The 25079-nt window shown below is 65.4% G+C and carries 19 protein-coding genes; 10 read left to right on the top strand and 9 right to left on the bottom strand.

Annotation, left to right across the window (positions count from 1 at the left end; genetic code table 11):
- The first annotated feature begins 125 nt into the window (after positions 1-125).
- Positions 126-371 (top strand): type II toxin-antitoxin system VapB family antitoxin, encoded by a 246-nt coding sequence (locus EN786_RS21300; RefSeq protein WP_127283976.1) that lies wholly within the window; start codon positions 126-128, stop codon positions 369-371.
- Positions 371-775, top strand: a complete 405-nt coding sequence (locus EN786_RS21305) for a type II toxin-antitoxin system VapC family toxin (RefSeq protein WP_127283977.1) — start codon at positions 371-373, stop codon at positions 773-775. The genes EN786_RS21300 and EN786_RS21305 overlap by 1 nt, the downstream gene beginning before the upstream one ends.
- Here the strand turns inward: EN786_RS21305 and murJ are convergent.
- Both murJ and EN786_RS21315 read right to left on the bottom strand, forming a co-directional pair.
- A complete protein-coding gene (gene murJ / locus EN786_RS21310) occupies positions 750-2357 on the bottom strand; it encodes a murein biosynthesis integral membrane protein MurJ (RefSeq protein WP_127283978.1) in 1608 nt (535 codons plus the stop codon). The genes EN786_RS21305 and murJ overlap by 26 nt on opposite strands.
- A gap of 40 nt (positions 2358-2397) precedes the next feature.
- A complete protein-coding gene (locus tag EN786_RS21315) occupies positions 2398-5199 on the bottom strand; it encodes a [protein-PII] uridylyltransferase (protein ID WP_127283979.1) in 2802 nt (933 codons plus the stop codon).
- Positions 5200-5409: 210 nt separating this feature from the next.
- Here EN786_RS21315 and EN786_RS21320 point away from each other — a divergent pair, with 210 nt between their 5' ends.
- The 4 genes from EN786_RS21320 to EN786_RS21335 all read left to right on the top strand — a co-directional run bounded on the left by EN786_RS21320 (position 5410) and on the right by EN786_RS21335 (position 10137).
- On the top strand, positions 5410-7917 hold the full coding sequence (locus EN786_RS21320) for a heavy metal translocating P-type ATPase (protein ID WP_127283980.1): 2508 nt from the start codon (positions 5410-5412) through the stop codon (positions 7915-7917).
- A 43-nt stretch (positions 7918-7960) separates the two neighbouring features.
- Positions 7961-8353, top strand: coding sequence for a DUF305 domain-containing protein (locus EN786_RS21325; protein ID WP_127283981.1), 393 nt, complete (start codon positions 7961-7963; stop codon positions 8351-8353).
- Between the two features lie 88 nt (positions 8354-8441).
- On the top strand, positions 8442-9287 hold the full coding sequence (locus EN786_RS21330; protein WP_127283982.1) for an aldo/keto reductase: 846 nt from the start codon (positions 8442-8444) through the stop codon (positions 9285-9287).
- A gap of 106 nt (positions 9288-9393) precedes the next feature.
- Entirely contained in the window at positions 9394-10137 is a 744-nt protein-coding gene (locus tag EN786_RS21335) for an MBL fold metallo-hydrolase (protein ID WP_245494511.1), read from the top strand.
- Between the two features lie 9 nt (positions 10138-10146).
- Here the strand turns inward: EN786_RS21335 and EN786_RS21340 are convergent, their stop codons facing one another.
- The 3 genes from EN786_RS21340 to mutS all read right to left on the bottom strand — a co-directional run bounded on the left by EN786_RS21340 (position 10147) and on the right by mutS (position 14360).
- Positions 10147-10716 carry a TetR/AcrR family transcriptional regulator gene (locus EN786_RS21340; protein ID WP_127283984.1) on the bottom strand — a complete coding sequence of 190 codons (570 nt, stop codon included), beginning with the start codon at positions 10714-10716 and terminating at the stop codon, positions 10147-10149.
- Between the two features lie 7 nt (positions 10717-10723).
- Complete coding sequence (locus tag EN786_RS21345; RefSeq protein WP_127391416.1) at positions 10724-11188, bottom strand: nuclear transport factor 2 family protein; 465 nt, start codon at positions 11186-11188, stop codon at positions 10724-10726.
- A gap of 457 nt (positions 11189-11645) precedes the next feature.
- Positions 11646-14360 (bottom strand): DNA mismatch repair protein MutS, encoded by a 2715-nt coding sequence (gene mutS / locus EN786_RS21350; RefSeq protein ID WP_245478281.1) that lies wholly within the window; start codon positions 14358-14360, stop codon positions 11646-11648.
- A gap of 169 nt (positions 14361-14529) precedes the next feature.
- Here mutS and EN786_RS21355 point away from each other — a divergent pair, with 169 nt between their 5' ends.
- The 3 genes from EN786_RS21355 (at position 14530) to EN786_RS21365 (ending at position 19352) form a co-directional block, all read left to right on the top strand.
- Positions 14530-15729 carry a glycosyltransferase gene (locus EN786_RS21355; RefSeq protein ID WP_127310365.1) on the top strand — a complete coding sequence of 400 codons (1200 nt, stop codon included), beginning with the start codon at positions 14530-14532 and terminating at the stop codon, positions 15727-15729.
- A 115-nt stretch (positions 15730-15844) separates the two neighbouring features.
- Entirely contained in the window at positions 15845-18124 is a 2280-nt protein-coding gene (locus EN786_RS21360; RefSeq protein WP_127310364.1) for an NADP-dependent malic enzyme, read from the top strand.
- Positions 18125-18251: 127 nt separating this feature from the next.
- On the top strand, positions 18252-19352 hold the full coding sequence (locus tag EN786_RS21365) for a sensor domain-containing diguanylate cyclase (protein ID WP_127310363.1): 1101 nt from the start codon (positions 18252-18254) through the stop codon (positions 19350-19352).
- 100 nt (positions 19353-19452) lie between these two features.
- Here the strand turns inward: EN786_RS21365 and EN786_RS21370 are convergent, their stop codons facing one another.
- Together EN786_RS21370 and EN786_RS21375 are read right to left on the bottom strand one after the other, a co-directional pair.
- Entirely contained in the window at positions 19453-19965 is a 513-nt protein-coding gene (locus EN786_RS21370) for a hypothetical protein (protein ID WP_127286076.1), read from the bottom strand.
- A gap of 34 nt (positions 19966-19999) precedes the next feature.
- Complete coding sequence (locus EN786_RS21375; RefSeq protein WP_127286075.1) at positions 20000-20245, bottom strand: DUF1127 domain-containing protein; 246 nt, start codon at positions 20243-20245, stop codon at positions 20000-20002.
- Between the two features lie 125 nt (positions 20246-20370).
- On the opposite strand from EN786_RS21375, the gene EN786_RS21380 reads away from it, so the two are divergent.
- The gene (locus tag EN786_RS21380) at positions 20371-22416 is read left to right on the top strand and encodes a BTAD domain-containing putative transcriptional regulator (protein ID WP_246688746.1); all 2046 of its coding nucleotides are present in this window, start codon (positions 20371-20373) and stop codon (positions 22414-22416) included.
- Between the two features lie 57 nt (positions 22417-22473).
- Here EN786_RS21380 and EN786_RS21385 read toward each other — a convergent pair whose 3' ends face one another.
- Both EN786_RS21385 and EN786_RS21390 read right to left on the bottom strand, forming a co-directional pair.
- Positions 22474-23616 carry a porin gene (locus EN786_RS21385; protein ID WP_135908826.1) on the bottom strand — a complete coding sequence of 381 codons (1143 nt, stop codon included), beginning with the start codon at positions 23614-23616 and terminating at the stop codon, positions 22474-22476.
- Between the two features lie 375 nt (positions 23617-23991).
- Positions 23992-24726, bottom strand: coding sequence for an antitoxin Xre/MbcA/ParS toxin-binding domain-containing protein (locus EN786_RS21390; protein WP_127312119.1), 735 nt, complete (start codon positions 24724-24726; stop codon positions 23992-23994).
- Positions 24727-25079 lie beyond the last annotated feature (353 nt).

A 25079-nucleotide genomic window follows, 5' to 3' on the forward strand; every position in this document is an offset into this window, starting at 1 on the left:
TCGACGGGCGCGCTTATGGACGAAGCCCGGCATCCGATCAAGAGGCACCCAACGTGCCGATTAACGGGCTATTGACATTGGCATGCGGTGGCTACATGTTTCAAGCTACACGAAAGAATGTAGTCATGACCATCAATATCAACAACAAGGAAGCCGACAGGCTAACCCGCGCCTTCGCCAAAGCTGAGGGCGTCGGCATCACCGAGGCCATCGTGATCGCCATGCGCGAAGCCCTCGAACGGCGGCGCAACCGCGAGACGCCGTTGGAGACGGCAGCCCGGCTGAGGGCCGAGTTTGGAATTGAGTTGGGCGAGCAGGCGCGCAGGCCGTTGCCCCGCTCGGTCTATGATGAACTGTCCGGCGAGGACTGATGTTCGTCGATGCAGCCGCTATCGTTGCGATGCTGAGCAATGAAGCTGAGGCCGAACGCTGCGCGCAGGCGGTCGTGGACGCCTCGGCTCCATTCACCTCCGCAATCGCTGTCTGGGAAGCCTCAATGGCCCTATCCCGGCCGGAAAAGCTGGCAATACCGGTTGCCAGAAGCGCTGAGATTGTGACCCGTTTTCTTGAAGAGCGCGCAATTGCCTTGCGCGAGCTGCCGCCGGCGCTGGACGCGGCATCGCTATCCATCGAGGCCGCGTCGCGGTTTCGCAACAACGCCATCCGACTGAACCTGGCGGACTGTTTCCACTACGCTTGCGCACGCCACTACGCCGTTCCGATGCTTTCCACGGCCGACGAATTCAGGCTCACGGATCTGGAGACTGTTCCGTAACCGGCGGCGCTGCCTTTGCCTCGCCGCGCTTCACATTCCTGCGGATCATGCCGAAATCGGCGCCGCCGGTCGCGAAGGCGGCGATGAAATAGAGCGCAGCACCCCCGGCGACCAGTGCAAGCACCGTCGTTGCTTTCACGACCAGCGGTGAGCCGGGTCCGATCTGCGTCGCAAAATGCCGCTCCGCGAAGTAAAGCGCGGTCGCCATGATCCCGGCGGACAGCACCAGCCTCGGAATGCGCTTCAACAGCGGGATGTCGCGGCCCCAATGGCCGCGCCGGATCAGCACGGCAAGCAGCATCAGTGCGTTGACCCAGCCGGCCACGGCCGACGCCACCGCGATGCCCGGCGCGCCCATCGACGGAAACAGCGACAGCGCGGTGGCGACATTCACGCCGACCGAGATGGCGGCGAACATCATCGGCGTGCGCGTGTCCTCGCGCGCGAAGTAGCCGGGGGTGAAGGCCTTGATCAGCACGAAGGCCGGCAGGCCGAGACCGAAGATCGCCAGGATCGAGGCCACGATCGGCGTCGAATGGTTGGCGGCGAAGGCGCCGCGCTCGTAGACCAGCCGCACGATCGGCTCCGACATCACCCACAACGCGGCCGCCGCCGGCAAGGTCATGAACAGCGTGAACTCGACCGAGCGGTTTTGCAGGTTGGCCGCCTCGATCAGGTTGCCCGACTTCAACGCCCGCGACAGTTCCGGCAACAGCACGATCGCCACCGCCACGCCGACGACGCCGAGCGGCAATTGGTAGATGCGGTCGGCATAGGCCAGAGAGGAAACGGCGCTGTCCTGCGCCGAGGCGATCGCCGTGCCGATCAGCTGGTTGATCTGGGTGATGCCGCCTGTGATCGCCGCCGGCAGCGCCAGGATCAACAGCCGCTTGACGCTCGGCGTCATCTTCGGCCTGCGGAAGCCGATCGAGATGCCGGCATGGCGCACCGCCACCCAGACGATGGCGAGTTGCACCACCCCCGCCGCCAGCACGCCCCAGGACAGGCCGAAGCCGACGTCGTGCGCATCCAGCCCATTGTACCAGGCGTATCCGAGCACGCCGATCAGGATGATGTTGAGGAAGACCGGCGCCACCGCCGCGGCGAAATAACGGCGCAGCGAATTCAGCATGCCGGCCATCATGGCGCCGAGCGACATGCAGATGAGATACGGGAACATGATGGTCGCAAGCGTGACCGTCGTCTCGAACTTGCCCGGCGTGTCGGCAAAGCCCGGCGCCACCAGGTAGCGCACGATCAGCGGCATCGCGAACTCCATTGCGATCGTCAACGCCAGCAGTGCCGTGAACAGCACGCCGAACACTTCCTCGGAGAAGCGCTTGGCGCCCTCGGTGCCATGCGTCTCGATCTCCTTGGCGAACAGCGGCACGAAGGCCGCGTTGAAGGCGCCCTCGGCGAACAGCCGGCGGAAGGTGTTGGGGAACTGGAAGGCGGCGTTGAAGGCGTCGGCGATCGGCCCGGTGCCCAGCGCCGCCGCCATCAGCATCTCGCGGCCGAAGCCGAGCGCGCGGCTCATCAGCGTGCCGGAGGCGACCGTGGCGAATTTCTTGACAAGGCTCATGCGCGGGGAGACTGCCTGTGCGATTGGGACAAAGTGATGGTCACTCGGCCGCCGCCCTGGCCTTGCCGCCGCGCTCCGGCGCGGTGCCGTCCAGGGTCTCGATCAGCCGCTTGTGGATGGTGGCCATGCGCGTCGGGCTGTCGATCTTCTGTCCCGTGAGGTCGGTGACATAGAAGGTATCGATGACCTTCTCGCCGAAGGTGGTGATGTGCGCCGATGCGATGTCGAGCGACAGATCGGACAGCGCCCCGGTGATCTCGGAGAGCAGGCCGGGCCGGTCGAGCCCCTCGATCTCGATCACCGAGAAGCGGTTCGACAGCGTGTTGCGGATCTCGGCGCGCGGCGGAATGCGGAAGACCTTGGCGCCGCGCTTGGGCTTGGTGCGCTTCTCGATCATTTCCGGCAGCCAGGTCTTGCCCGACAGCACGTCCTCGATCAGCCGGCCGACCCGTTCGGCGCGCCGGCGCTCGTCCTCGTCGAGGTCGAATTCCCTCGAAATCAGGATCGTGTCCAGCGCCCGGCCGTCCGAGGTGGTGAAGATCTGCGCATCGACGATGTTGCCGCCGGCGGCGGCGCACGCGCCGGCGATCACCGACAGCAGGCGTGGATGGTCCTGCGCCAGGACGGTGATCTCGGTCACCGCCTCGAACTCATGCGTCTTGACCATGGTCGCGAGCTTCTTGTCGGCGGCGTCCGCCTCGCGGACGAACTCGGCATGGCGCAGCTGGTCGGCGAGATCGACGGTCAGCAGGTAGTTCTCGTAGTGCTGGGCGACATAGCGCTTGCGCTCCTTTGCCGGCCAGTTGGCCAGCGCCTCGGCCAGCCGCTCGCGCGCCGCGGAAGTGCGCTCGGCGCGCGACACTTCGGAGAAGCCGCCGGTCAAGAGCAGCTCGGTTTCGTAATAGAGCGTGCGCAGCAACTGCCCCTTCCAGCCGTTCCAGACGCCCGGCCCGACACCCCTGATATCGCAGACGGTGAGGATCAACAGCAGCTTCAGCCGCTCGACCGACTGCACGATCGAGGCGAAATCCTCGATCGTCTTGCGGTCGTTGAGGTCGCGCGTCTGCGCCGTCATCGACATCACGAGATGGTTCTCGACCAGCCAGGCCACCGTCTCGGTGTCGGCGGCCGACAGCCCCATATGCGGGCAGATGCGCCGCGCGATGCGGGCGCCGGCTTCCGAATGATCCTCCGGCCGCCCCTTGGCGACGTCGTGCAGGAGCACGGCGACATAGAGCGCCTCGCGGCTCTTCTTCAGCCCCGGCATCAGCGAATGCGACAGCGGGTGCACCTTCTCGCCGTCGCCGCGCTCGATCTCGGCCAACACGCCGATGCAGCGGATGAGGTGCTCGTCCACCGTATAGTGGTGGTACATCGAGAACTGCATCATGGCGACGATCTTGCCGAAGTCCGGGATCAGCTTGCTCAGCAGCCCCGCCTCGTTCATGCGCCTGAGATTGAGCTCGGCGTAGCGGTCTGAGGTCAAAATGTCGAGGAACAGCCGGTTGGCCTCCTCGTCGCGCCTCAGCGCCTTGCCGATGAGGCCGAGCGAACGGGTGAGTAGCTTCAGCGCGTCGGGGTGGAACTCCAGCCCATGCTTGTCGGCGAACCAGAACAGCCTGAGCAGATTGACCGGGTCGCGCTCGAACACCATGTCGTCGGCGACGTTGATGCGGTGATTGTCAACGATGAAATCGGACGTGCCGGCCAGCTTGCGCTTGCGACGCTGGAAGGTGAGGAAGATGCGGTTGAAGCCAGGCACGTGCTTGGCCTGCTCTTCCTCGAGCGCGGCGCAGAAGATGCGGGTGAGGTCGCCGACATCCTTGGCGACGAGGAAGTAGTGCTTCATGAAGCGCTCGACCGCCGACAGGCCGGGATGGCTGGTGTAGCCGAGCCGCTCGGCGATCTCGCGCTGGATGTCGAAATGCAGCCGCTCCTCGGCCTTGCCGGTGAGGAAGTGCATGTGGCAGCGCACCGCCCAGAGAAAGTCCTCGGCCTTGAGGAATTCCCGGTATTCGGCCTCGGTGAAGACGGCCTTCTCGACCAGTTCCTCGCCGGTGCGCACCCGGTAGAAATATTTGCCGATCCAGAACAGGGTCTGCAGGTCGCGCAGCCCGCCCTTGCCGTCCTTGACGTTGGGTTCGACCAGATAGCGGCTTTCGCCGGCCTTGGCGTGGCGATCGTCGCGTTCGGCAAGCTTGGCCTGCACATATTCGGGCCCGGTGGTGCGCACCACCTCATGGTCGAAGCGCGTCAAAAGCTCGTCATAGAGCTTCTGTTCGCCCCACAGGAAGCGCGCCTCCAGGATCGAGGTGCGGATGGTGACGTCGGTGCGCGACAGCCTCAGGCACTCGTCGATGTTGCGCGTCGCATGGCCGACTTTCAGCCCGAGATCCCACAGCATGTAGAGCATGTATTCGACGATCTGCTCGCCCCAGGGCGTCTGCTTGTAGGGCAGCAGGAACAGAAGGTCGATGTCGGAGCCAGGCGCCAGCGTGCCGCGGCCGTAGCCGCCGACCGCCACCACCGCCATGCGCTCGGCCGCGGAGCGGTTCTTAACGCGATAGACGTGGGTCGCGGCGAAATCGTAGAGCGCCCGGATGATCTCGTCCATGAGATGCGACAGCCGGGCAGCGCAGGCGGTGCCGCCGCCATCCTCCCTCAGCATGGCTTCCGCGATCTTGCGGCCATCGGCCAGCCGAGCCTTGAGCAGCTGCAGAACGGCGCCGCGCGTCGCCTGACCGGAACCGTCGCCGGCATGGGCCGCGGTCAGCTTCGTCATGTCGCCGCGCAGCATCACGCCGTCGATCAGCTCGTCGAGTTTCAGGGAGATTTTTGCCATATGCTGAGGTCGGCCTCGCCTTTCGGGCGGCGTCTATAGCGCGTTTTCGCGGTGCTGGGTATGGGGAGCCCCTGTCACGACACCGCATGATCTGCCCTGCCTTTACCGTCCGACAATGCGCCTGGCGAGAAAAATTGCGGCCGACCCTTGACCTTCCAGTTACTGGAAGCCCTACCTCGGCCTCAGATCAAGACATCAGAGGCATTCCAGATGGCCCATTCCGACCATGAACACCACGCGCATACCGGCGGCTGCTGCTCCGCCAAGGCCGCCGCGCCTGTCGCGGAGGCGGTCGTTCGCGATCCGGTCTGCGGCATGACGGTCGATCCGGCCGCCGGCAAGCCGACGGCCGAGCATGGTGGCCACATCCGTCATTTCTGCAGCGAGGGCTGCCGCGCCAAATTCGTCGCCGAGCCGGAAAAATACCTGACCGCCACCGATCCGGTCTGCGGCATGAGCGTCGATCGCGCCAGCGCCAGGCACTTCGTCCGCCATGAGGGCCAGGGTTTCTATTTCTGCTCGGCCGGCTGCAAGGGCAAGTTCGAGGCCGCGCCGGCCCATTATCTCGGCGACCGGCCGGCACCACAGCCGATGCCGAAGGGCACGCAATACACCTGTCCGATGCATCCCGAGATCATCCGCGACAAGCCGGGCGCCTGCCCGATCTGCGGCATGGCGCTGGAGCCGATGGGCGTGCCGACCGGCGAGGAAGGGCCGAACCCCGAACTGGTCGATTTCACGCGGCGCTTCTGGGTCAGCGCGGTGCTGTCCCTGCCGCTGCTCGTCATCGCCATGGCGCCGATGCTCGGCCTAAGCTTCGACAGCCTCATCGACGACCGGACAAAGACATGGGCCGAGCTGGCGCTGGCGAGCCCGGTCGTGCTGTGGGCGGCCTTTCCCTTCTTCCATCGCGGCTGGGAGTCGATCCTCAACCGCAGTCCCAACATGTGGACGCTGATCTCGCTCGGCGTCGGCGCGGCCTATCTCTACAGCATCGCGGCCACGCTGTTCCCGGACATCTTCCCGCACCAGTTCCGCGGCCATGGCGGCGCCGTGCCGGTCTATTTCGAGGCCGCCGCCGTCATCGTCGCGCTGGTCTTCCTCGGCCAGGTGCTGGAGCTCAGGGCCCGCGAGCGCACCGGCTCGGCCATCCGCGCCTTGCTCGACCTAGCGCCGAAGACGGCGCGGCTGATCGGCGCTGATGGCTCCGAAAGCGACGTGCCGCTCGACACGGTCAAGGCCGGCGACCGGCTGCGCATCCGTCCCGGCGATGCCGTTCCGGTCGACGGTGTCGTGCTCGAGGGACGCTCGGCCATCGACGAATCGATGATCACCGGCGAGCCGCTGCCGGTCGAGAAGACCGGGGGCGACGTCCTGACCGGCGGCACGCTCAACAAGAACGGCTCGCTGGTCATGCGCGCCGAGCGCATCGGCGCCGAGACGACGCTGTCGCGCATCGTCGAACTGGTCGCCAAGGCGCAGCGCTCGCGGGCGCCGATCCAGGGCCTGGCCGACCGCGTTTCCTTCTATTTCGTGCCGGCCGTTGTGCTGGTCGCGCTCGCCGCTTTCGCCGCCTGGGCGATCCTCGGCCCACAGCCAAGCCTGATCTTCGCCATCGTCTCGGCGGTGTCGGTGCTGATCATCGCCTGTCCCTGCGCGCTGGGGTTGGCGACGCCGATGTCGATCATGACCGCGACCGGGCGCGGCGCCCATGCCGGCGTGCTGATCAAGGAGGCGGCAGCGCTCGAGCGCTTCGCTTCGGTCGATACGCTGATCGTCGACAAGACCGGCACTTTGACCGAGGGTCGGCCAAAGCTCACCGACGTCTTCGCCGCCGGGGGCATCGCGGAAAACGAACTGCTGGCGCTGGCCGCCGCGCTTGAGAAGGGTTCGGAGCATCCGCTCGCCGAGGCGATCGTCGAGGGCGCGGTCGAACGCGGCGTGACGGTCGCCGATGCCGGCGATTTCGAGGCGGTCACCGGCAAGGGTGTGTCCGGCACGGTGGCCGGCAGCAAGGTCGCGCTCGGCAATGCGGCGATGATGGCCGACCTCGGCGTCGACACGGTCTCGATTTCGGCGCAGGCGGACGCGCTGCGGGGCGAGGGCAAGACGGCGATGTTCGTCGCCGTCGGCGGCGTGCTCGCCGGCCTCGTCGCCGTCGCCGACCCGGTCAAGCCGACAACGGCTGCGGCGATCGGCGCGCTGCACGACAGCGGCTTGCGGATCATCATGGCGACTGGCGACAATGAGCGCACGGCGCGCGCCATCGCCGGCAAGCTTGGCATCGACGAGGTGCGCGCCGGCCTGCTGCCCGAGCAGAAGGGAGCGCTGGTCGAGGAACTGCGCGCCAAGGGCGCCGGCGTCGCCATGGCCGGCGACGGCGTCAACGACGCGCCGGCGCTGGCCGCCGCCGATGTCGGCATCGCTATGGGCACAGGCGCCGATGTCGCGGTCGAGAGCGCCGGCATCACCCTGGTCAAGGGCGACCTCAACGGCATCGTCAGGGCCCGTACGCTGGCCCGGGCGACGATCCGCAACATTCGCCAGAACCTGTTCTTCGCATTCCTCTACAACGTGCTCGGCGTGCCGATAGCTGCCGGCGTCCTCTATCCGCTCACCGGCACGCTTTTGTCGCCGATGCTGGCCGCGGCGGCGATGAGCCTGTCCTCGGTCTCGGTCATCGGCAACGCCTTGCGCCTCAGAACGTTGAAACTCTGAGCGAAGCCCCCAAATACGACAGTCCATCAACAGGAGATCATGGATGACCTTGGCCAAGAAGATTGTGCTGCTCTTGATGGCGGCCGGAATGCTGCTCGCCGTCTTCCTCGAAAGCGTTCCGGCGCAATCGCAGGAGATGAAGCACGACATGTCCGGCATGGCGATGGGCGCGGAGAGCCCATCGACCGCCGGCTACAAGGCGGCGATGGACAAGATGCATGCCGACATGATGGCAAATGTCTATTCCGGCAATCCGGATGTCGACTTCGTCCGCGGCATGATCCCGCATCATCAGGGCGCGATCGACATGGCCAAGGTGGAATTGGCCAACGGCAAGGACCCGGAAATCCGCAAGATGGCCGAAGCGGTCATCAAGGCGCAGGAGGCCGAGATCAAGGAGATGCGGGCCTGGCTCGCGGCCCATCAGGCGGACTAGATTTAGCACGCCGGAAGTCCGGGCGGGGCTTGGGACTGGATTTCTTGCTTCGCCTGTGATGCGATCCCGCCGTCAATGAGAGCCTGCCATGGCATCTACCGTCAGAACCACCACGCTGCCCTCGGGCGAACCCTTGCCTGTGCTCGGCCAGGGCACCTGGAAGATGGGCGAGGACGCCCGTCGCCGCGCCGACGAGGTGAAGGCCCTGCGGCTCGGGCTGGATCTCGGCATGACGCTGATCGATACCGCCGAAATGTATGCCAGCGGCGGCGCCGAGGAGGTGGTGGCCGAGGCGATTGCCGGGCGCCGCGACGAGACCTTCCTGGTCTCGAAGGTGCTGCCCTCCAACGCCTCGCGCGCCGGCGTCCGGCGGGCCTGCGAGAACAGCCTCAAGCGCCTCGCCACCGACCGCATCGACCTCTATCTGCTGCACTGGCCGGGCAGCGTGCCGCTGACCGAGACCGTCGAGGCCTTCGAGGCACTGAAGGCGGCCGGCAAGATCCGCCATTGGGGCGTCAGCAATTTCGACACGGATGAGATGGAGGAACTGGTCGGCCTGCGGGACGGCGGCAACGTCCAGACCAACCAGGTGCTCTACAATCTCTCGCGCCGTGGCCCTGAGTTCGATCTCGCGCCCTGGAGCCGAGAGCGCGGCATTCCGCTGATGGCCTATTCGCCGGTCGAGCAGGGCGCGCTGGCGCGCAATGCCAGGCTGGAAGCCATCGCCGCCCGCCACAACGTGACGGCCGCGCAGATCGCCCTCGCCTGGGTGATGGCACAGGAAGGCGTCATCGCCATTCCGAAGGCTAGTCGGCAGGAGCATGTTCGCCAGAACGCCTCCGCGCTTGATATCAAGCTGACGCCCGAGGATTTCGCCGATCTCGACCGCGCCTTCCCGCCGCCGACGCGCAAGCGCGGGCTGGAGATGATTTGAGCGAAATCTGCATTCGCAATCGTGGTAAAGAGAGCAAGCGTTGGAACGAATCTCAGCCGGGCCGCATCACACGACGTACAAGATCGGGGGCATTAGCGTCACGTCGTTGCGCGACGGCTATGTCGACATGCCGATCCGCCGACTGCGCCATCCGGGAGACGAGCCCTTTGGCGACGATCTCCCGTCGCAGGTGCCGCTCTTCGACGGCGCGCTGAGATTGTCGGTCAATGCCTTTGCGATCGACGACGGCCAAGACGTCATGCTGATCGACACGGGGTCCTCGAACGCCTGGCACCCGACGATGGGGCTTCTTCCGCAGGCGCTGAGCGAGGCGAGGATCGCCATTGGCCGAGTTCGGACGGTCGCTTTCACCCACACCCATCTCGATCATATCCACGGGATCGTCCGTCCGGATGGCCGGGACAGTTTCCCGCAACTCACCCGCCTGCTCGTGCCTCGAGCCGAGCTCGACATGTTCCGGTCGGTAGCGAGGTTGAGCGGCTTCCATGATCGAGCAGAACCTTTGGACCCCGGGCAGCGCCTGAGCGCGAATGTCGAGGCGGTCGCGGCGCCAGGCCACGAAATTGGTCACACATGTTTTCGTGTCACGAGCGACGGCGGAACATTGTTGGTTTGGGGCGACCTCGTGCATGTGCCGTCGCTTCAGTTCGATCGGCCGGAGGTCGCATGGGAATTCGACGCCGACCAGGCGCAGGCGCGGGCGAGCCGGCTGCATATCTTTGCCCTTGCCGCCGACAATGCCTGGTGCGTGGCGGGAGCGCATCTCGATTCACCGGGCGTCGGTCGGATTTTTCGAACCGAGACAGCCTTCCGCTTCGAGCCTTTGTAGGGGTTCCGGCTAGATCTTGGCCGGAGGCTCAAGCCGCATGCGCACTCGCCGCAATGCCCTTGAAAATATATCGAGGTCGTTGGCGGCGCGGGCAAGCGTGAGCGCACCCTGGATGACGGCGACTGCTTCCTCGGCCAGCTCGCTGGCCTCGCCCGGTCGATACCCGGATCGCGTCAGCGCTTCGGCGAGACGCGCGACCCAGCGGCCGAAATAGTCCCTTATTTGGCCGGAAAACAGGTCGCGCGAATCATCCAGCGCGAAGGCGCCGATGAGGCAAACCCGGCGCCCCGAGCGGAAGAAGCTGTCCGTCGCCTCGAACATGTGCTCGATCCCGGCCCGCGGATCGGCGTTGTCGCGCAAAGGCGCAAAGACATTGTCCTCGAACCAGCCGTCGATATGGGCAATGACGGCTCTCGCCATCTCCTCCTTGCCGCCGGGAAAGAAGTGATAGAGGCTGCCCTTACCCAATCCCGTCGCCGCGCCGATCAGCGCCAGGCTCGCCCCTTCATAGCCGTGCTCGCGAAAGACCTCGCCGATGATGGAGGGCAGATCGGCGCGCTCGGGCGCGATCCTGCGCATAGGCGCCTTACAAGCCAAGTTCGGTCAGGCCCGGATGATCGTCGGGCCGGCGGCCGAGCGGCCAGTGATATTTGCGCTCGGCCTCGGTGATTGGCAGGTCATTGATGCTGGCGACGCGCCGGCGCATCAGCCCGGCCGCGTCGAACTCCCAATTCTCATTGCCGTAGGAGCGGAACCAGTGGCCGCTGTCGTCGCGCCATTCATAGGCAAAGCGCACCGCAATGCGGTTCTCGTTCCAGGTCCAGACCTCCTTGATCAGCCTATAGTCGAGTTCGCGCGCCCATTTGCGGGTGAGGAAACCGACGATCTCGCTGCGGCCTGAAACAAACTCGGCGCGATTGCGCCAGGTACTGTCCTCAGTATAGGCGAGCGAGACCCGTTCGGGGTCGCGGCTGTTCCAGGCGTCTTCGGCCATGCGCGCCTTCTGTGCGGCGGTTTCGGCGGTAAAGGGCGGCAGCGGCGGACGGCTCATGGCGGTGTTCCATTGGGCAATTTCGATGAGAGATTGTACCGACCGGTACAATGACGTCAAGTCGAATAGCGTGCTATGGCTTTGTCGCCTCTCGTCGAGGGTTTTTGCACGCCGACTCGGATGAGGACCAAATTTGCCTGCCTGCCTGACTGTCTGTCTGGAGCGCTGCTGTGCTGAAACAAGTTATCAGGTCGATCTTCAAAAGATACGGATACAATTTTATAAAAACAGAAAATCTATACGACATAAGAAATACGAATTATGCCTCGATAAGTATCGTAAATGAAAACAGTGATAGCGAGGATCACATCCTTTTCATGTATCTGGCGGATGAGGTCGCGAGAACGCACATCCTCTCGGAAAAGAACGTAAGAGCGCTCATGTCTTCTTGTGAAGATATATTAAATCACCAAGGCGGGCGGCCGTCAAAAATCTCTTTGAGCGTAGACTTCTCGCGCTAACTGCCGATCAATCCTTTCAGCCGGTATAGCGCTTCCAACGCCTCGCGCGGCGTCATCTCGTCGGGGTTGATGTCGCCGAGCGCGGCGCCGAGCGCGTCGTTCTTCACCGGCTTCGGCGCCTCCCGCTTCACCGCCACCGAAAACAGCGGCAGGTCGTCGACCAGCCGGTTGGCCTTGCCCGAAACCTCGCCTTCCTCAAGCTGGTGCAGCACCTCCTTGGCGCGGGCGACCACGGCTTCCGGCAGGCCGGCGAGCCGCGCCACCTGCACGCCGTAGGAACGGTCCGCCGCGCCCTTGCCGACCTCGTGCAGGAACACCACCTCGCCTTCCCATTCCTTGACCCGCATGGTGACATTGGAGAGGCGCGGGAGCTTGCCGGCCAGCGCCGTCATCTCGTGGAAATGGGTGGCGAATATCGCCCGGCAGCGGTTCTTCTCGTGCAGATATTCGACTGCCGCCCAGGCGATCGACAGGCCGTCGAAGGTCGCCGTGCCGCGGCCGATCTCGTCGAGGATGACCAGCGCCCGCTCGCCCGCCTGGTTGAGGATCGCCGCCGTCTCGACCATCTCGACCATGAAGGTCGAGCGGCCGCGCGCCAGGTCGTCGGAGGCGCCGACGCGCGAGAACAGCCGGTCGACGACGCCGATGTGGGCGCGCTCGGCCGGCACGAAGGAGCCGGTCTGGGCAAGGATGGCGATCAGCGCGTTCTGCCGCAGGAAGGTCGACTTGCCGCCCATGTTGGGACCGGTCAGCAGCCAGATGGCGCCGGCCTTGGCGCCGCCTTCCGGCGAAAGGTCGCAGTCGTTGGCGACGAACGGGCCTTCGCCCGATCGCCGCAGCGCCTGCTCGACCACCGGATGCCGGCCGCCTTCGATCTCGAAGGCGAGGCTGGAATCGACTTCCGGCCGGCACCAGGCCTCGCTTTCCGAAAGCAGCGCAAGGGCGGCCGACACGTCGAGCGCGGCAAGCGCCTCGGCGCCGGCGCGGATGCTGTCGGCTTCGCCGACAACCTCGGCCGTCAGCCGGTCGAAGGCGGCGAGCTCGATGCTCAGCGCCCGGTCGGCGGCGTTGGCGATCTTCGATTCCAGCTCGGCCAGCTCCGTCGTGGTGAAGCGCATGGCGTTGGCCATGGTCTGGCGGTGGATGAAGCGCCCCTTGGCCTCGTCGCTGCCGGTCATCGCTGCATGGTGATTGGCGGTGACCTCGATGTAGTAGCCGAGCACGTTGTTGTGCCGGATTTTCAGCGAGCGGATGCCGGTCTCCTCGATCAGCGAGCGCTCCAGCCCGGCGATCACTTTGCGCGACTCGTCACGCAGCGCCCGCATCTCGTCGAGCTCGGCATTGTAACTCGACCGCACGAAGCCGCCGTCGCGCTTCAACAGCGGCAATTCCTCGTCCAGCGCCTGGCTGAGATGGTCGCGCAGATCGCGCGGCAAGGCCTTGATCGAGGCCAGCGCCGCCGCAAGTTCCCGCGGCAGGGTGGTCGCCGCAAACAGATGCACGATTGCGTCGGCCGCCTCGAAGCCGGCGCGCAACGCGCCGAGATCGCGCGGACCACCGCGATTGAGCGCCAGCCTGGACAACGCGCGCGGCATGTCGGCGACGCTCTTCAGGCTTGTCCGCGCCGCCTGGCAGAGCCGCGTCTCGGCGCGGAAGAACGACACGGAATCGAGCCTGGCGCCGATCGCCGCCGGATCGGTCAGCGGCGCCATCAGCCGGTCGGCCAAGAGCCTCGCGCCGCCGCCGGTCACCGTGCGGTCGATCGCCTTGAACAGCGAGCCGTCGCGGCTGCCCGACAGCGTGCGTAAGAGCTCAAGATTGGCGCGCGTCGCCGGGTCGATGAACAGCGTCGAGCCGCTCTCCTCGCGCTCCGGTCGCGACAGCGGCGGCCGCTCGGCCTTCTGCGTCTTCTCGACATAGGCGATGGTGCCTGAGATGGCCGACAGCTCGGCGCGCGAAAACGTCCCGAAACTGTCCGGCGTCGCCACCGCGAAGAAGCGTGCGATGCGTCCCGCCGCCGAGGCCGAATCGAACAGCGACGGCGGCTGCGGGCTGGCGACGCGGCCGATGACGTCGAACAGCGGCTTCAGCTCGGGGTCGTAAAACACCGGCTCGGCGACGATCAGCTCGCGCGGGTCGACGCGGAAGATGTCGGCGAGCAGCCGGTCGGCGGTGGTCTCGGCGACGCGGAAGACCCCGGTCGAGATCTCGACCCAGGCCAGCGCGAAGGCATGCTCCGCCACACCTTTCACGCGTCCGAGCGCCATCAGGAAGCTCGATTCGGAAGGCGCCAGCAACTTGTCCTCGGTGATGGTGCCGGGCGTCACCAGCCGCACCACGTCGCGCCGCACCACCGATTTCGAGCCGCGCTTCTTGGCCTCCGCCGGGTCCTCGGTCTGCTCGCAGACGGCGACGCGGAAGCCTTGCGCGATCAGCTTCTGCAGATAGTCATCCGCCGCATGCACCGGCACGCCGCACATCGGAATGTCGTGGCCCTGGTGTTTGCCGCGCCGGGTCAGCACGATGCCGAGCGCGCGGCTTGCCTTCTCGGCATCGTCGAAGAACAGCTCGTAGAAATCGCCCATGCGGTAGAACAGGAGCGAATCCGGGTTCGCCGCTTTGATCTCGATATACTGCTCCATCATCGGCGTGACGCCGCCCACTGCGGGCGCCGGCGCCATCGTGTCCGGGGCGTCGTTATCGGTCGGCATGTGCATGTTCATTGGGGCACGCTAGCAGATGTGGTTGCCGGGTTTAATGCCGGCTGCTCGAAAAGCAGGGGAAGACCGCGTAGCTCCGGCCGGCAGCGGCCAGGGCGTGCCGGCATTGCAACGCGCCGGCGGCCGGCATAATCATCCATGGAGCTCGGGGGCGGGGTCGATGGACAGGTTCGGTCAGGAGTCATTCGAGGAAATGGTCGGGTCGGCCGGCACGCCGCTCGACCGCCTGCAGCGGCGCGCCGGCCACAGGCTTGGCCGTCTCAATCAGTCGGTGCAAAAGCGATTGCCTTTCCTGCTTCCCGGCCACGGCCCGCTGTCCGGCCTCGGCGGCGGCATGAAGGTCGCGATCCATGTGCTCAGCCATGATCCGCTGCTGATCTACATGCCGATCGGCGGCGAGCGCCCGCTCAGCTTGACTGCGGCGATCGGCAGGCACCTTGCCTCTCGGCGCGCCGCATTCCTGTTGATGCCGAGCTGGACACTCGAACGGCCGCACGTCATCGCCAGGCTCGGCCAGGACATCGCCTGGTATCGCGAGCACTTCCCGCTCCACGAGCTGATTTTTCTCTGCAACAACGAGGCGGAGCGCCGCCTCGTTGCCGCGGTCGGGGGCACGGCGATTTTCTCCAACCACAATCTGATGGTCTCGGAGGACATCTTCCGGCCGCTGCCGGATGTCCCGGTCGAATTCGATGCCGTCTACAACGGCCGCATCTCGAACACCAAGCGCCACTATCTCGGCTTCGACATCGAAAGGCTGGTCCATATTGCCATCTCGATCGGAGAACTGCCGCCGGCCGGCGACCGCGCCTTCATCCGGCGCCTGCAGGCGCAGTCGCCGCTGCACCGGATCGCCAATCCGATCGTCGATGGCCGGACCGGCCGGCTGACGCCGCAACAAGTCAATCGCGTCTACGCCCAGGCCGCGGTCGGGCTCTGCCTGTCGGCCGTCGAGGGGGCGATGTGCTCGAGCATGGAATATCTCATGGCCGGGCTGCCGGTGGTGAGCACGCCGAGCGTCGGCGGCCGCGATGTCTATTTCGATCCGGACTATTGCATCATCGCCGAGCCCGAACCGGCGGCGATCAGGCGCGCCGTCGAAACCTTGCGCGACCGCGCCATACCGCGCGACGAGATCCGCAGCCGCACCATGGCCAAGGTGTGGCCGCAGCGGCGGGAGCTGATGGAATTCCTGTCGGCGCTGCGCGAGCGCATGGGAAGCGCCGAGCCAACGCTTTCGCAATGGCCCTTTCCCGGAACCGGGTCGTTGCGGCGCTACGCAACGGTACGCCAACATGCGCGCGAGATCGCGGCATCCGCGGCGGCTGCGGGACGTTCCTGGGCGGCTTCGTCTGCGTAGGGCGAGCTTTGCCGAGCTTGGCGGTTTACAGCGGCGGCCTCTGGCCTTAATCCGGAAGCTCAATAACATGGCGCCCATCTCAAGGGCGCCGCACCGGTGAGGAAATCAAGAGATCATGGCCAGGAAAACCGAAAACAGCGGTCCGTCCGTCAGCGCGCAGGAGGCGCTGGAATTCCACGCCATGGGCCGCCCCGGCAAGCTGGAGATCGTCGCCACCAAGCCGATGGCGACGCAGCGCGATCTCAGCCTCGCCTATTCGCCGGGCGTCGCCGTTCCGGTTCGCGCCATCGCCGAGGATCCGAGCCGCGCCTTCGACTACACGACGCGCGGCAACATGGTCGCCGTCATCTCCAACGGCACCGCCATTCTCGGCCTCGGCAATCTCGGCGCTCTCGCCTCCAAGCCGGTGATGGAAGGCAAGTCGGTGCTGTTCAAGCGCTTCGCCGACGTCGATTCCATCGACCTTGAGGTCGACACCGAGGACGCCGACGAGTTCATCAACTGCGTGCGCTTCCTCGGCCCCTCCTTCGGCGGCATCAACCTCGAAGACATCAAGGCGCCGGAATGCTTCATCATCGAGCAGCGGCTGCGCGAATTGATGGACATCCCCGTCTTCCACGACGACCAGCACGGCACCGCGATCATCTCCGCAGCCGGCCTGATCAACGCGCTGGAGATCACCGGCCGCGACATGAAGACCACCAGGATGGTCTGCAACGGCGCCGGCGCGGCCGGCATCGCTTGTATCGAGCTGATGAAGGCGATGGGCTTTTCGCCGGAAAACATCATTCTGTGCGACACCAAGGGCGTCGTCTTCCAGGGCCGCACCGAGGGCATGAACCAGTGGAAGTCGGCGCATGCCGTCAAGACCGAGGCGCGATCCCTGGCCGAGGCGCTGGACGGCGCCGACGTCTTCCTCGGCCTCTCCGCCAAGGGCGCGCTGACCACCGCCATGGTGCAGTCGATGGCCAAGAACCCGATCATCTTCGCCATGGCCAATCCCGATCCCGAGATCACGCCCGAGGAAGTGGCCGAGATCCGCACCGACGCCATCATGGCCACGGGGCGTTCGGACTATCCGAACCAGGTCAACAACGTGCTCGGCTTCCCCTACATCTTCCGCGGCGCGCTGGATGTCCGGGCCACCACCATCAATGACGAGATGAAGATCGCCGCCGCCCGCGCGCTGGCCGAGCTGGCGCGCAAGGACGTGCCCGACGACGTCGCCGCCGCCTATCAGGGCAACCGCCCGAAATTCGGCCCCAACTACATCATCCCGGTGCCGTTCGACCCGCGCCTCATCGCGGCGATCCCGCTGGCTGTCGCCAAGGCCGCGATGGAGTCCGGTGTCGCCCGCAAGCCGATCCTCGATCTCGGCCGCTACGCGCAGGAGCTTTCCGCCCGCCGCGATCCGATCGCCTCGACGCTGCAGCGCATCTACGACCGTGTGCGCCGCCAGCCCAAGCGCATCGTCTTCGCCGAGGGCGAGGAGGAGCAGGTGATGCGCGCCGCCGTCTCCTATGTGAACCAGAATCTCGGCACCGCGATCCTGCTCGGCCGCGACGACGTCATCAAGGAAAACGCCAAGCACGCCGGCATCGAGCTCAACAAGCAGGGCATCGAGATCATCAATGCCAGGCTGTCGCGCCGCAACGGCATCTACACCGACTATCTCTATGAGCGCATGCAGCGGAAGGGTTTCCTGTTCCGCGACTGCCAGCGCCTGATCAACAACGACCGCAACCATTTCGCCGCCTGCATGGTGGCGCTGGGCGATGCCGATGGTATCGTCACCGGCGTCACCCGCAACTATTCGACCGCGCTCGACGACATCCGCCGCGTCATCGACGCCAAGCCCGGCCACCGCGTCATCGGCGTCTCGATCGTGCTCGCCAGGGGCCGTACCGTCGTCGTCGCCGACACCGCCGTGCACGACATGCCGAACGCCGAGCAGATCGCCGACATCGCCGAGGAGGCGGCAGGCTTCGCCCGCCGCATGGGCTACGAGCCGAGACTTGCCATGCTCGCCTATTCGACCTTCGGCCATCCGCAGGGCGAGCGCTCCGAGCGCGTGCAGGAGGCGGTGCGCATCCTCGACAAGCGCCGCGTCGATTTCGAGTATGACGGCGAGATGGCGGCCGACGTGGCGCTCAACGCCCGCGCCATGGCGCAGTACCCGTTCATCCGGCTGACCGGCCCGGCCAACGTGCTGATCATGCCGGCGTTCCACTCGGCCTCGATCTCGACCAAGATGCTGCAGGAGCTCGGCGGCTCGACCGTCATTGGCCCCCTGCTGGTCGGCCTTAACAAGCCGGTGCAGATCGTCTCGCTGAATGCCAAGGATTCAGACATCGTCAACATGGCGGCGATCGCGGCTTACACGGCGGGCAACTGAGAAGCGGTGCACTAAGGGCGCATCGCCATAACAGATTGATAATACTCACCTGATATAGAAGACCTCTTGCCGACTTGCCGTAACGGCATCTACGGCGCGCTCAGACCGCCAACTCGGGGGTGCGGCCATGAAGCATGACGGGGTTTCTGCATCCGCGGTCGGCCAGGGGGGCCACCACGACGAGCGGCTGGACGCGCTGCTCAGCATCACCGGTCGCATGGACGGCTATCTCTACCGCTGCCGCAACGACCAGTCCTACACGATGCTCTATATCAGCGACGGCATTTTCACCGTCAGCGGCTACCGGCCGAGCGATTTCATCCACAATGCGGTGCGCGACTACGTCTCGGCCATCCATCCTGACGATCTCGCCGCTGTCTACGCCGCCGTCGACAACGCGCTCGAGGCGCGCTGCAACTGGAACGTCGACTACCGCATCGTGCCGAGGGTCGGCGAGCCGCTCTGGGTCCGCGAGATCGGCGGCGGTGTCTGGGACGAGGCCGGCGAGCTCGAATTTCTCGAGGGTTTCGTCGTCGACATCAGCGACCGCAAGGTCGTCGAGGACCTCAACGCCCAGCTGCTGCTCGACCTCAAGGCTGCCAACGAGGAACTGTCGGTGCAAAAGCGCGAGATCGAGCTGGCCAAGCAGCAGAGCGACCATTCGGCCAACCACGATCTTCTGACCGACCTGCCCAACCGGCGCGCCTTTCACAACGAGCTCAAATCGGTGATCGGCCGCTGCGCCGCAACCGGCGACGCGGCGGGCCTGCTGTTCATCGACCTCGACCGCTTCAAGGAGGTCAACGACACGCTTGGCCACGAGGCCGGCGATGCGCTCCTGCAGCGCGTGTCGGACAAGCTGCGCACGATCCTGCGCAGCGCCGACTTCGTCGCGCGGCTCGGCGGCGACGAGTTCGCCTTCCTGTTCTCAGGCAAGCCGGACCTGGCCAGCGAGAAGGCGGTGCGCGTAGCGGAGCGCGTGCTGGAGCGGCTGCGCATCAAGGTTCCGGCCCCGAACGGCGACATCCAGGTCGGCTGCACCGTCGGTGTCGCCATCTATCCGACGGAAGCCGCCGATCCCGACGCGCTGGTCGCGCTCGCCGACCGGCTGATGTATGTCGGCAAGAAGGAAGGCCGTGGCCGGCTGGTCACTTCCGACCAATTGGCGCTGGAGCAGTCCGGGGCCAGCGGCGGCCAGTCGTCGCGCCGCCAGCGTCGCATCGCCTAGCCCCGACGGGCGGGGCATCCATCGAGCAGGACGGACCGGCCGAAAACCTTCCCCCCGCAAGGCGAGGGGAAGGCAAGGCATTTGAAGGCGTTGCGAAACCCTACTCCCAGTCGCGGCAGGCGAGATAGGCGTGCTTCCAGAAGCGCCAGCCGGTCACCTTCCATTTCCAGAATTCATAGCCGCAGCCGCCGTGGTCGGAGGCCACGATGGTCACTCCGCCCCAGCCCCAGGCGCCGTGCTTGTGGTGGCCGTGATGGTGGCCGCCATGGTCGGGCTTGCAGCCGAAGAGCTCGCACGGCAGCTTCTTGTGCTTGTAGAGGTCGGGCGGACCCGACTTGCAGCCGTTGGGCACGCAGTCGATCTTGGCGTGGATGCGCGGCTGCACCCTGTCGACCAGCGACGGCAGTCTGCTCGCCGCCTTGAAGCCGCCGGGGCTGGGTGCAGGGCGGCCATGCACATTTACCCCGCCGCCCTGCGTCACCGCATGCGCGATGCCGTGCTTGACCTTGAAATCTCCGGCATGGGCGCCGCTCGTGAGCGCGCCGGCACCGACGATCGCCGCCAGCACGATGACGGCGCCGGCGAGGTTGGACGTATTTGTCTTGGTGAACATCTCATCTTTCCTTGGATTTGTTTGTTTGGTTGGCTCAGCCGAGGCGACTGGCCGGCTTGATGCCGAGCGCGACGACGTTGAAGATCTCGTCGCGGCCAACGCCGATGTCGCGGAGCAGGCGGTCGTCGAAGCCGCCGACATGGCGCAGGCTGCGGCGAACGGCCTCATCCCGCGCCGCGTCGCTGACGGAGCGCGTGATGGTGCGGCGCAGAATGCCGGACATCCATCCGGCCGGCGTCGCGGCTAGGGGCAGGGTGTCTTTCATGCTATGCAGGGTCATTGGTCTTCTCCGGTTTGGCGCGATCTCCGTGATCGCTATGGGCCGGATATCGGCGACGGCCGGGAAGCCGGCGTTCGCGAAGCGTGAAATCTTCGGGAAATCGTCGCGAAAAGGAGCTGTGGCGGGTGGGGGAAAGCGTCCCGGCGCATGACAGGGCGAGCCCGACGACCGATCGCGGGCCGTTCGAACTGTGCCTGCTGGGCGGGTTTTCGCTGCGCGACGCGGCCGGGCAGCCTGTCGAACTGCCGACACGCAAATGCGAATTGCTGCTGGCCTATCTGGCCATGCCCGCCGGGCGGCTGCATGGCCGCGACAAGCTGGCGGCGCTGTTCTGGAGCGATCGCGACGAGGAGCAGGCGCGCGGCAGCCTGAGGAAGGCGCTGTCGTCGCTGCGCGCCGCGCTCGGGCCGCAGGCGCTCGGCGGAGACCGCGATGCCGTCACCCTCGATCCGGCCGCGCTTGCCGTCGACGCCGACCGGCTCGCCAGCCTTGCCAGCAACCCGGCCGGGATAGTCGAAGGGGCTGCTCCGGTCTGGCGCTACGGCGAATTCCTCGAAAGCCGTCCGTCGGCCAGCGCCGAGTTCTCCGACTGGCTGACCTTCGAACGCACCCGCTGCCGCAATCTGGCGCAGACCGTTCTCGAAGGCATGGCGCTCCGGCTGGCCGATGCCGGCGACCTTTCGCAGGCACAGTCCGTCGGCCAGCGCCTGCTCGCCATCGACAATCTGCGCGAAGAAAGCCACCGGCTGCTGATGCGCCTCTACGCCAGGGCAGGCGAACGCTCGCGTGCCTTGGCCCAGTTCCAGGGTTGCCGCGAACTGCTCAAGCGCGAGCTCGGCGTCGAGCCGTCGCAGGAAACAGTGCGGCTTTCGCGCCAGATCGCGTCCGATGCTGCCTCGGCGGGGGATGCGGCCGTCCGTCCGGCGGACGGCCCCGGTTCACCAGCGGCCCGGGAGACAGCCCCAAGCTGGCCGACCGAGCGGCCGCGCGGCCTGTCGATCGCCGTCCTGCCCTTTGCCGGCAAGAGCGATGGCGAGCAGGATTTCCTCGCCAACGGCATCTCGCAGGACATCATCACGGAATTGTCGCGGCAGCGCGATTTCCTGGTCATCGCGCCGCAGTCGACCGTCGGCTATGGCAGCGGCGCCGGCGAGGCTGGCATCGCCGCGCGCGACCTCGACGTCAGATACATCCTTGCCGGCAGCGTGCGGCGCGGCGGCGACCAGCTTCGCGTTGCCGTGCAGCTGATCGATGCGTCCGGCGACCGCTGCGTCTGGGCGGAGCGCTATGACCGGCCGGCGCAGGACGTCTTCGACCTGCAGGACGAGGTGGTGAGGCGCATCATCGCCAACATCGACGCCGAGGTGCGGGCGGCGGAGCGCGAAAGCGCGGCGCGCAAGCGGCCGGAAAACCTCGATGCCTGGGAACTGTTCCATCGCGGCATGTGGCATGCCTACCGGTTCACCAGGGACGATCATCAGCTGGCGCAGGGGCATTTTGAGCGTGCCCTCGAGCTGGAGCCGGGGTTCAGCCTGCCCTATGCCGGCCTCGCCTATGTCTGCCTGTCGGCGGTGACCTGGCACTTCACCGCCGATGTCGGGCAGACGCTCGGCGCCGGCATAGCGCAGGCCGAGAAGGCGCTGGCGCTCGATGCCGGCGACGCCTTCAGCCATGTCGTGCTCGGACGCCTGCTGACCTTCATCGGCGAACGGCCGCGCGCCGCCCACCATCTTTCGATGGCGATCGATCTCAGCCCGAGTTTCGCGCAGGCCTATTTCGGCATGGCGCAATTGCACTTCTGGTCGGGCAGGCCGCGCGAGGCGCTGCATCATATCGGCCAGGCGGTGCGGCTGAACCCCAGGGATCCGCTCGGCTCGATGTTCATGACGCTGCAGTCGTTCTGCCACTATTGGCTGGACGATTTCGCCGCCGCCGAGGCTGCCGCCCGGCGTGCCACCGCGCTCAATGCGCGCGAGACCTGGTCGAGGCTGGGGCTGGCCGCCGCCCTTGTCGCGCTCGGCCGCGCGGAGGAAGCCAGGACCGTCATCGCCGAGGCAAGGCGCATGGACCAGGGGCTGACGGTCGCCTCGTTCGACGCGGTCGTCGGCCAGGTGCCGGACGATCTGCGCCAGCGGGTCTATTCAGCGCTAAGGCAGGCCGGCTTGAGTTGAAACGAAAAGGCCCGCAGCGACGTGCTGCGGGCCCTTCTTTCGAGACTGTAGGACTGATCAGAACGAGCGCTGGAAGCGGAGGATGCCGCCGACGCTGTTTTCCTTGTCGGCTTTGGTCCAGTTGGTGACGGTGTCCTCGCCGACATGCAGATAGTCGACTTCGGCCGTGATCTTGAAGCCCTTGACGATTTCATAGGCAACGTTGGCCGCGACGCCGAAGTTCTTGCCTTCGTCATAGGAGAGCTGGGCGTTGAGCGAGGTCTTCTCGTTGATGGTATAGGTGCCGCCGCCCCAGATTGCCCAGTTGCCGCTCCACTGCTTGTAGAAGCCGCGACCGTGCGCGTCGATGACGTTTCCGGCGTCGTCGTTGAGATTGTCGTCGGTGCCGTAGCCGCCCATGATGAACAGCGACAGGTTGTCCATCGGCTTGACGTCGAGACGGACCTTGCCGGCGACTTCTTCATAGTTGCTGTCATAGGCGACGACGCCGGTGATGGCGCCCCAGCCCTGCGTGTACTTCACGCCGCCGACGACATGCGGAACATAGCTGTCGATCGTCCCGACGACGCCAGAGCCTTCTTCGAGAGAGACCACGGCCGAGAACCCGTTGCCGGCGTCGAAGTAGTACTGGACGACGTTGGTGTCGAAATCGCCGTACGGAACCAGGGTATCCTGGATGACGGCGCCCGCGTAGCCGATGAACGAATCGAAGGCCGATTCGTCCTTACCGACGCGCAGACCACCGAGCTGGATCCAGGCGAACTTCACCGAGACGCCTTTGTCGACGGCGGGATTGCCGGAGGCGAGGGTGCCATAGCCGTTGCTGTTGCCGAAGTTGAAGCGCATTTCGGTGTAGGTCTTCAAGGTGCCGAGTTCGGTTTCCTGGCCGGTCCAGGTCTTGAAGGTGAAGCGGGCATTCTTCTTCCAGGTGTCCTGCTGGTCACCGTCCTGGTGGTCGAAGGACTTCGCGCCGTCGAACGAGCCGACGTCGCCCATGCCGACGTCGTAACGGACATAGCCGCCGATGCGCAGGCAGGTTTCGGTGCCGGGGATGTAGAAGTAGCCCGAGCCGTACACGTCGCAGATCTTGACGTATTCGGCCGGTTCCGGCTCGGCGACGACAACGGCGTCGGCGGCGCGCGCACCGGAAACTGCGATCAGGGCCGCAGCTGAGCCGAGAAGAAGGCTCTTGATGTTCATTTTCTGATCTCCAGACAAAAGTTAAACGGGTTTGATATCTTTGCTGAAGGGCAAGCGTTGCCGCCCCGTCCCCACTGTTGAAAATGACGCGCATCGCGCCGCCCTTTTCGTCCCCGACATGGCCCAAGCGGGAGCGCTATTCAACAGAGATCATGTCTGGAAAACGGCTTTTGGATTCTTCGAAAAGTATTGTTGCGCAAATACCACGAATATCTCGCCGAATTTGGCACAAACGGAACAAACAGTACGAATGAAACAGTAAGATAGATTTGCACAACCTAGAGTAAGCTTAAATATGACTATCTGATGAGGGGAATTTAGTCGATTAACCGAGGCATCAACAATTGGCCAACCGTTTGATTTGAAGCCCGAAAATCAGACTGAAGCGCCGCTGAGACTGTCTGCCGATGTAAACTCGCGTGCGGCCTGCACCACCTCGCGCACCATGTCGTGCTTGAGCATTTCAATGGGAGTGCGACCACCGAGATCGGGCGAAGGGCGGATCAGCCAGAACCAGGCCAGCCTTGGATTGGCAATTAGCGAAAGCACCTCGCTGATCCCCGGCGCCGGCCTGCCGTCGACGAACTGGGCGAGCGGGAAGACATGCTTGCGACCGCCCTTGCGCAAGGCAATGACCTCGTTTCGCCGTTGCCAGCGATGCAGGGTCGAGCGCGGTATGCGGAAATTCTCTTCCAGATAGGTCGACCCTGCGACCTCGCCGGCCCAATCCTCGATCAGCACCGATTGGAGATCGTTGGTTCGCTCGCGCGGGTCGGGGGAAGCGGGTTTCCGGCTGTCGCCTGCCGATGCCAAAGCAGCGATGTCATCCGAGGTATTCGCCATGTCGCGCTGTGCGGCCGTTACTGCATGGACCAGTTCCGAGGCCAAGGCGCTCCATTCGCCCTTGAAAGAGCCAATCGCGAGCCGCTGTGCCTGCGGAAGGAAAGGCAGGCTTGCGGCAACATTGCCGGCGAAGGCGCTGGTTGAACCCAGGGTCTGTGCGTCAAGAACGACCCCATGCTGGATTAGTGCCTGTTGCACCGCCTCGGCCACGAGGCCCGCCAGGGCATCCTGCGATATCGCATCCGTCGGATTTTGAAATCTGGTCATGTATCTGTCTTGCAGGCCACGCGCGCTCCTCCCCAGCTGCGGCCGATTGAAATGGCTACAGCAGGAAGCGAAAATGGCAGCAACGACAAACACAGCGACCCGACAGGTTGCTGTCTTGCATTTCTTGCACCCCAACTGGACATCCCGAAATGTCAGTCACGGGACGCCTCAGTCTGCGTGTAGGTGTGCTCTATGACAGGCGTGCGACAAATCGCGTTCTTCCTTCTCCCCTGTTGGAGAAGGTGGTTCGGCGCGCAGCGTCGAGACGGTTGAGGGGTGTTCCAGCTTGGCGCCAGCATCCACCTCACCCGGATTGCCAGCCGATTTGTGAAGGACAAATCGGGGCAATCCGA

Source organism: Mesorhizobium sp. M4B.F.Ca.ET.143.01.1.1 (assembly GCF_004792275.1).
Taxonomy (GTDB): Bacteria; Pseudomonadota; Alphaproteobacteria; order Rhizobiales; family Rhizobiaceae; genus Mesorhizobium; species Mesorhizobium abyssinicae.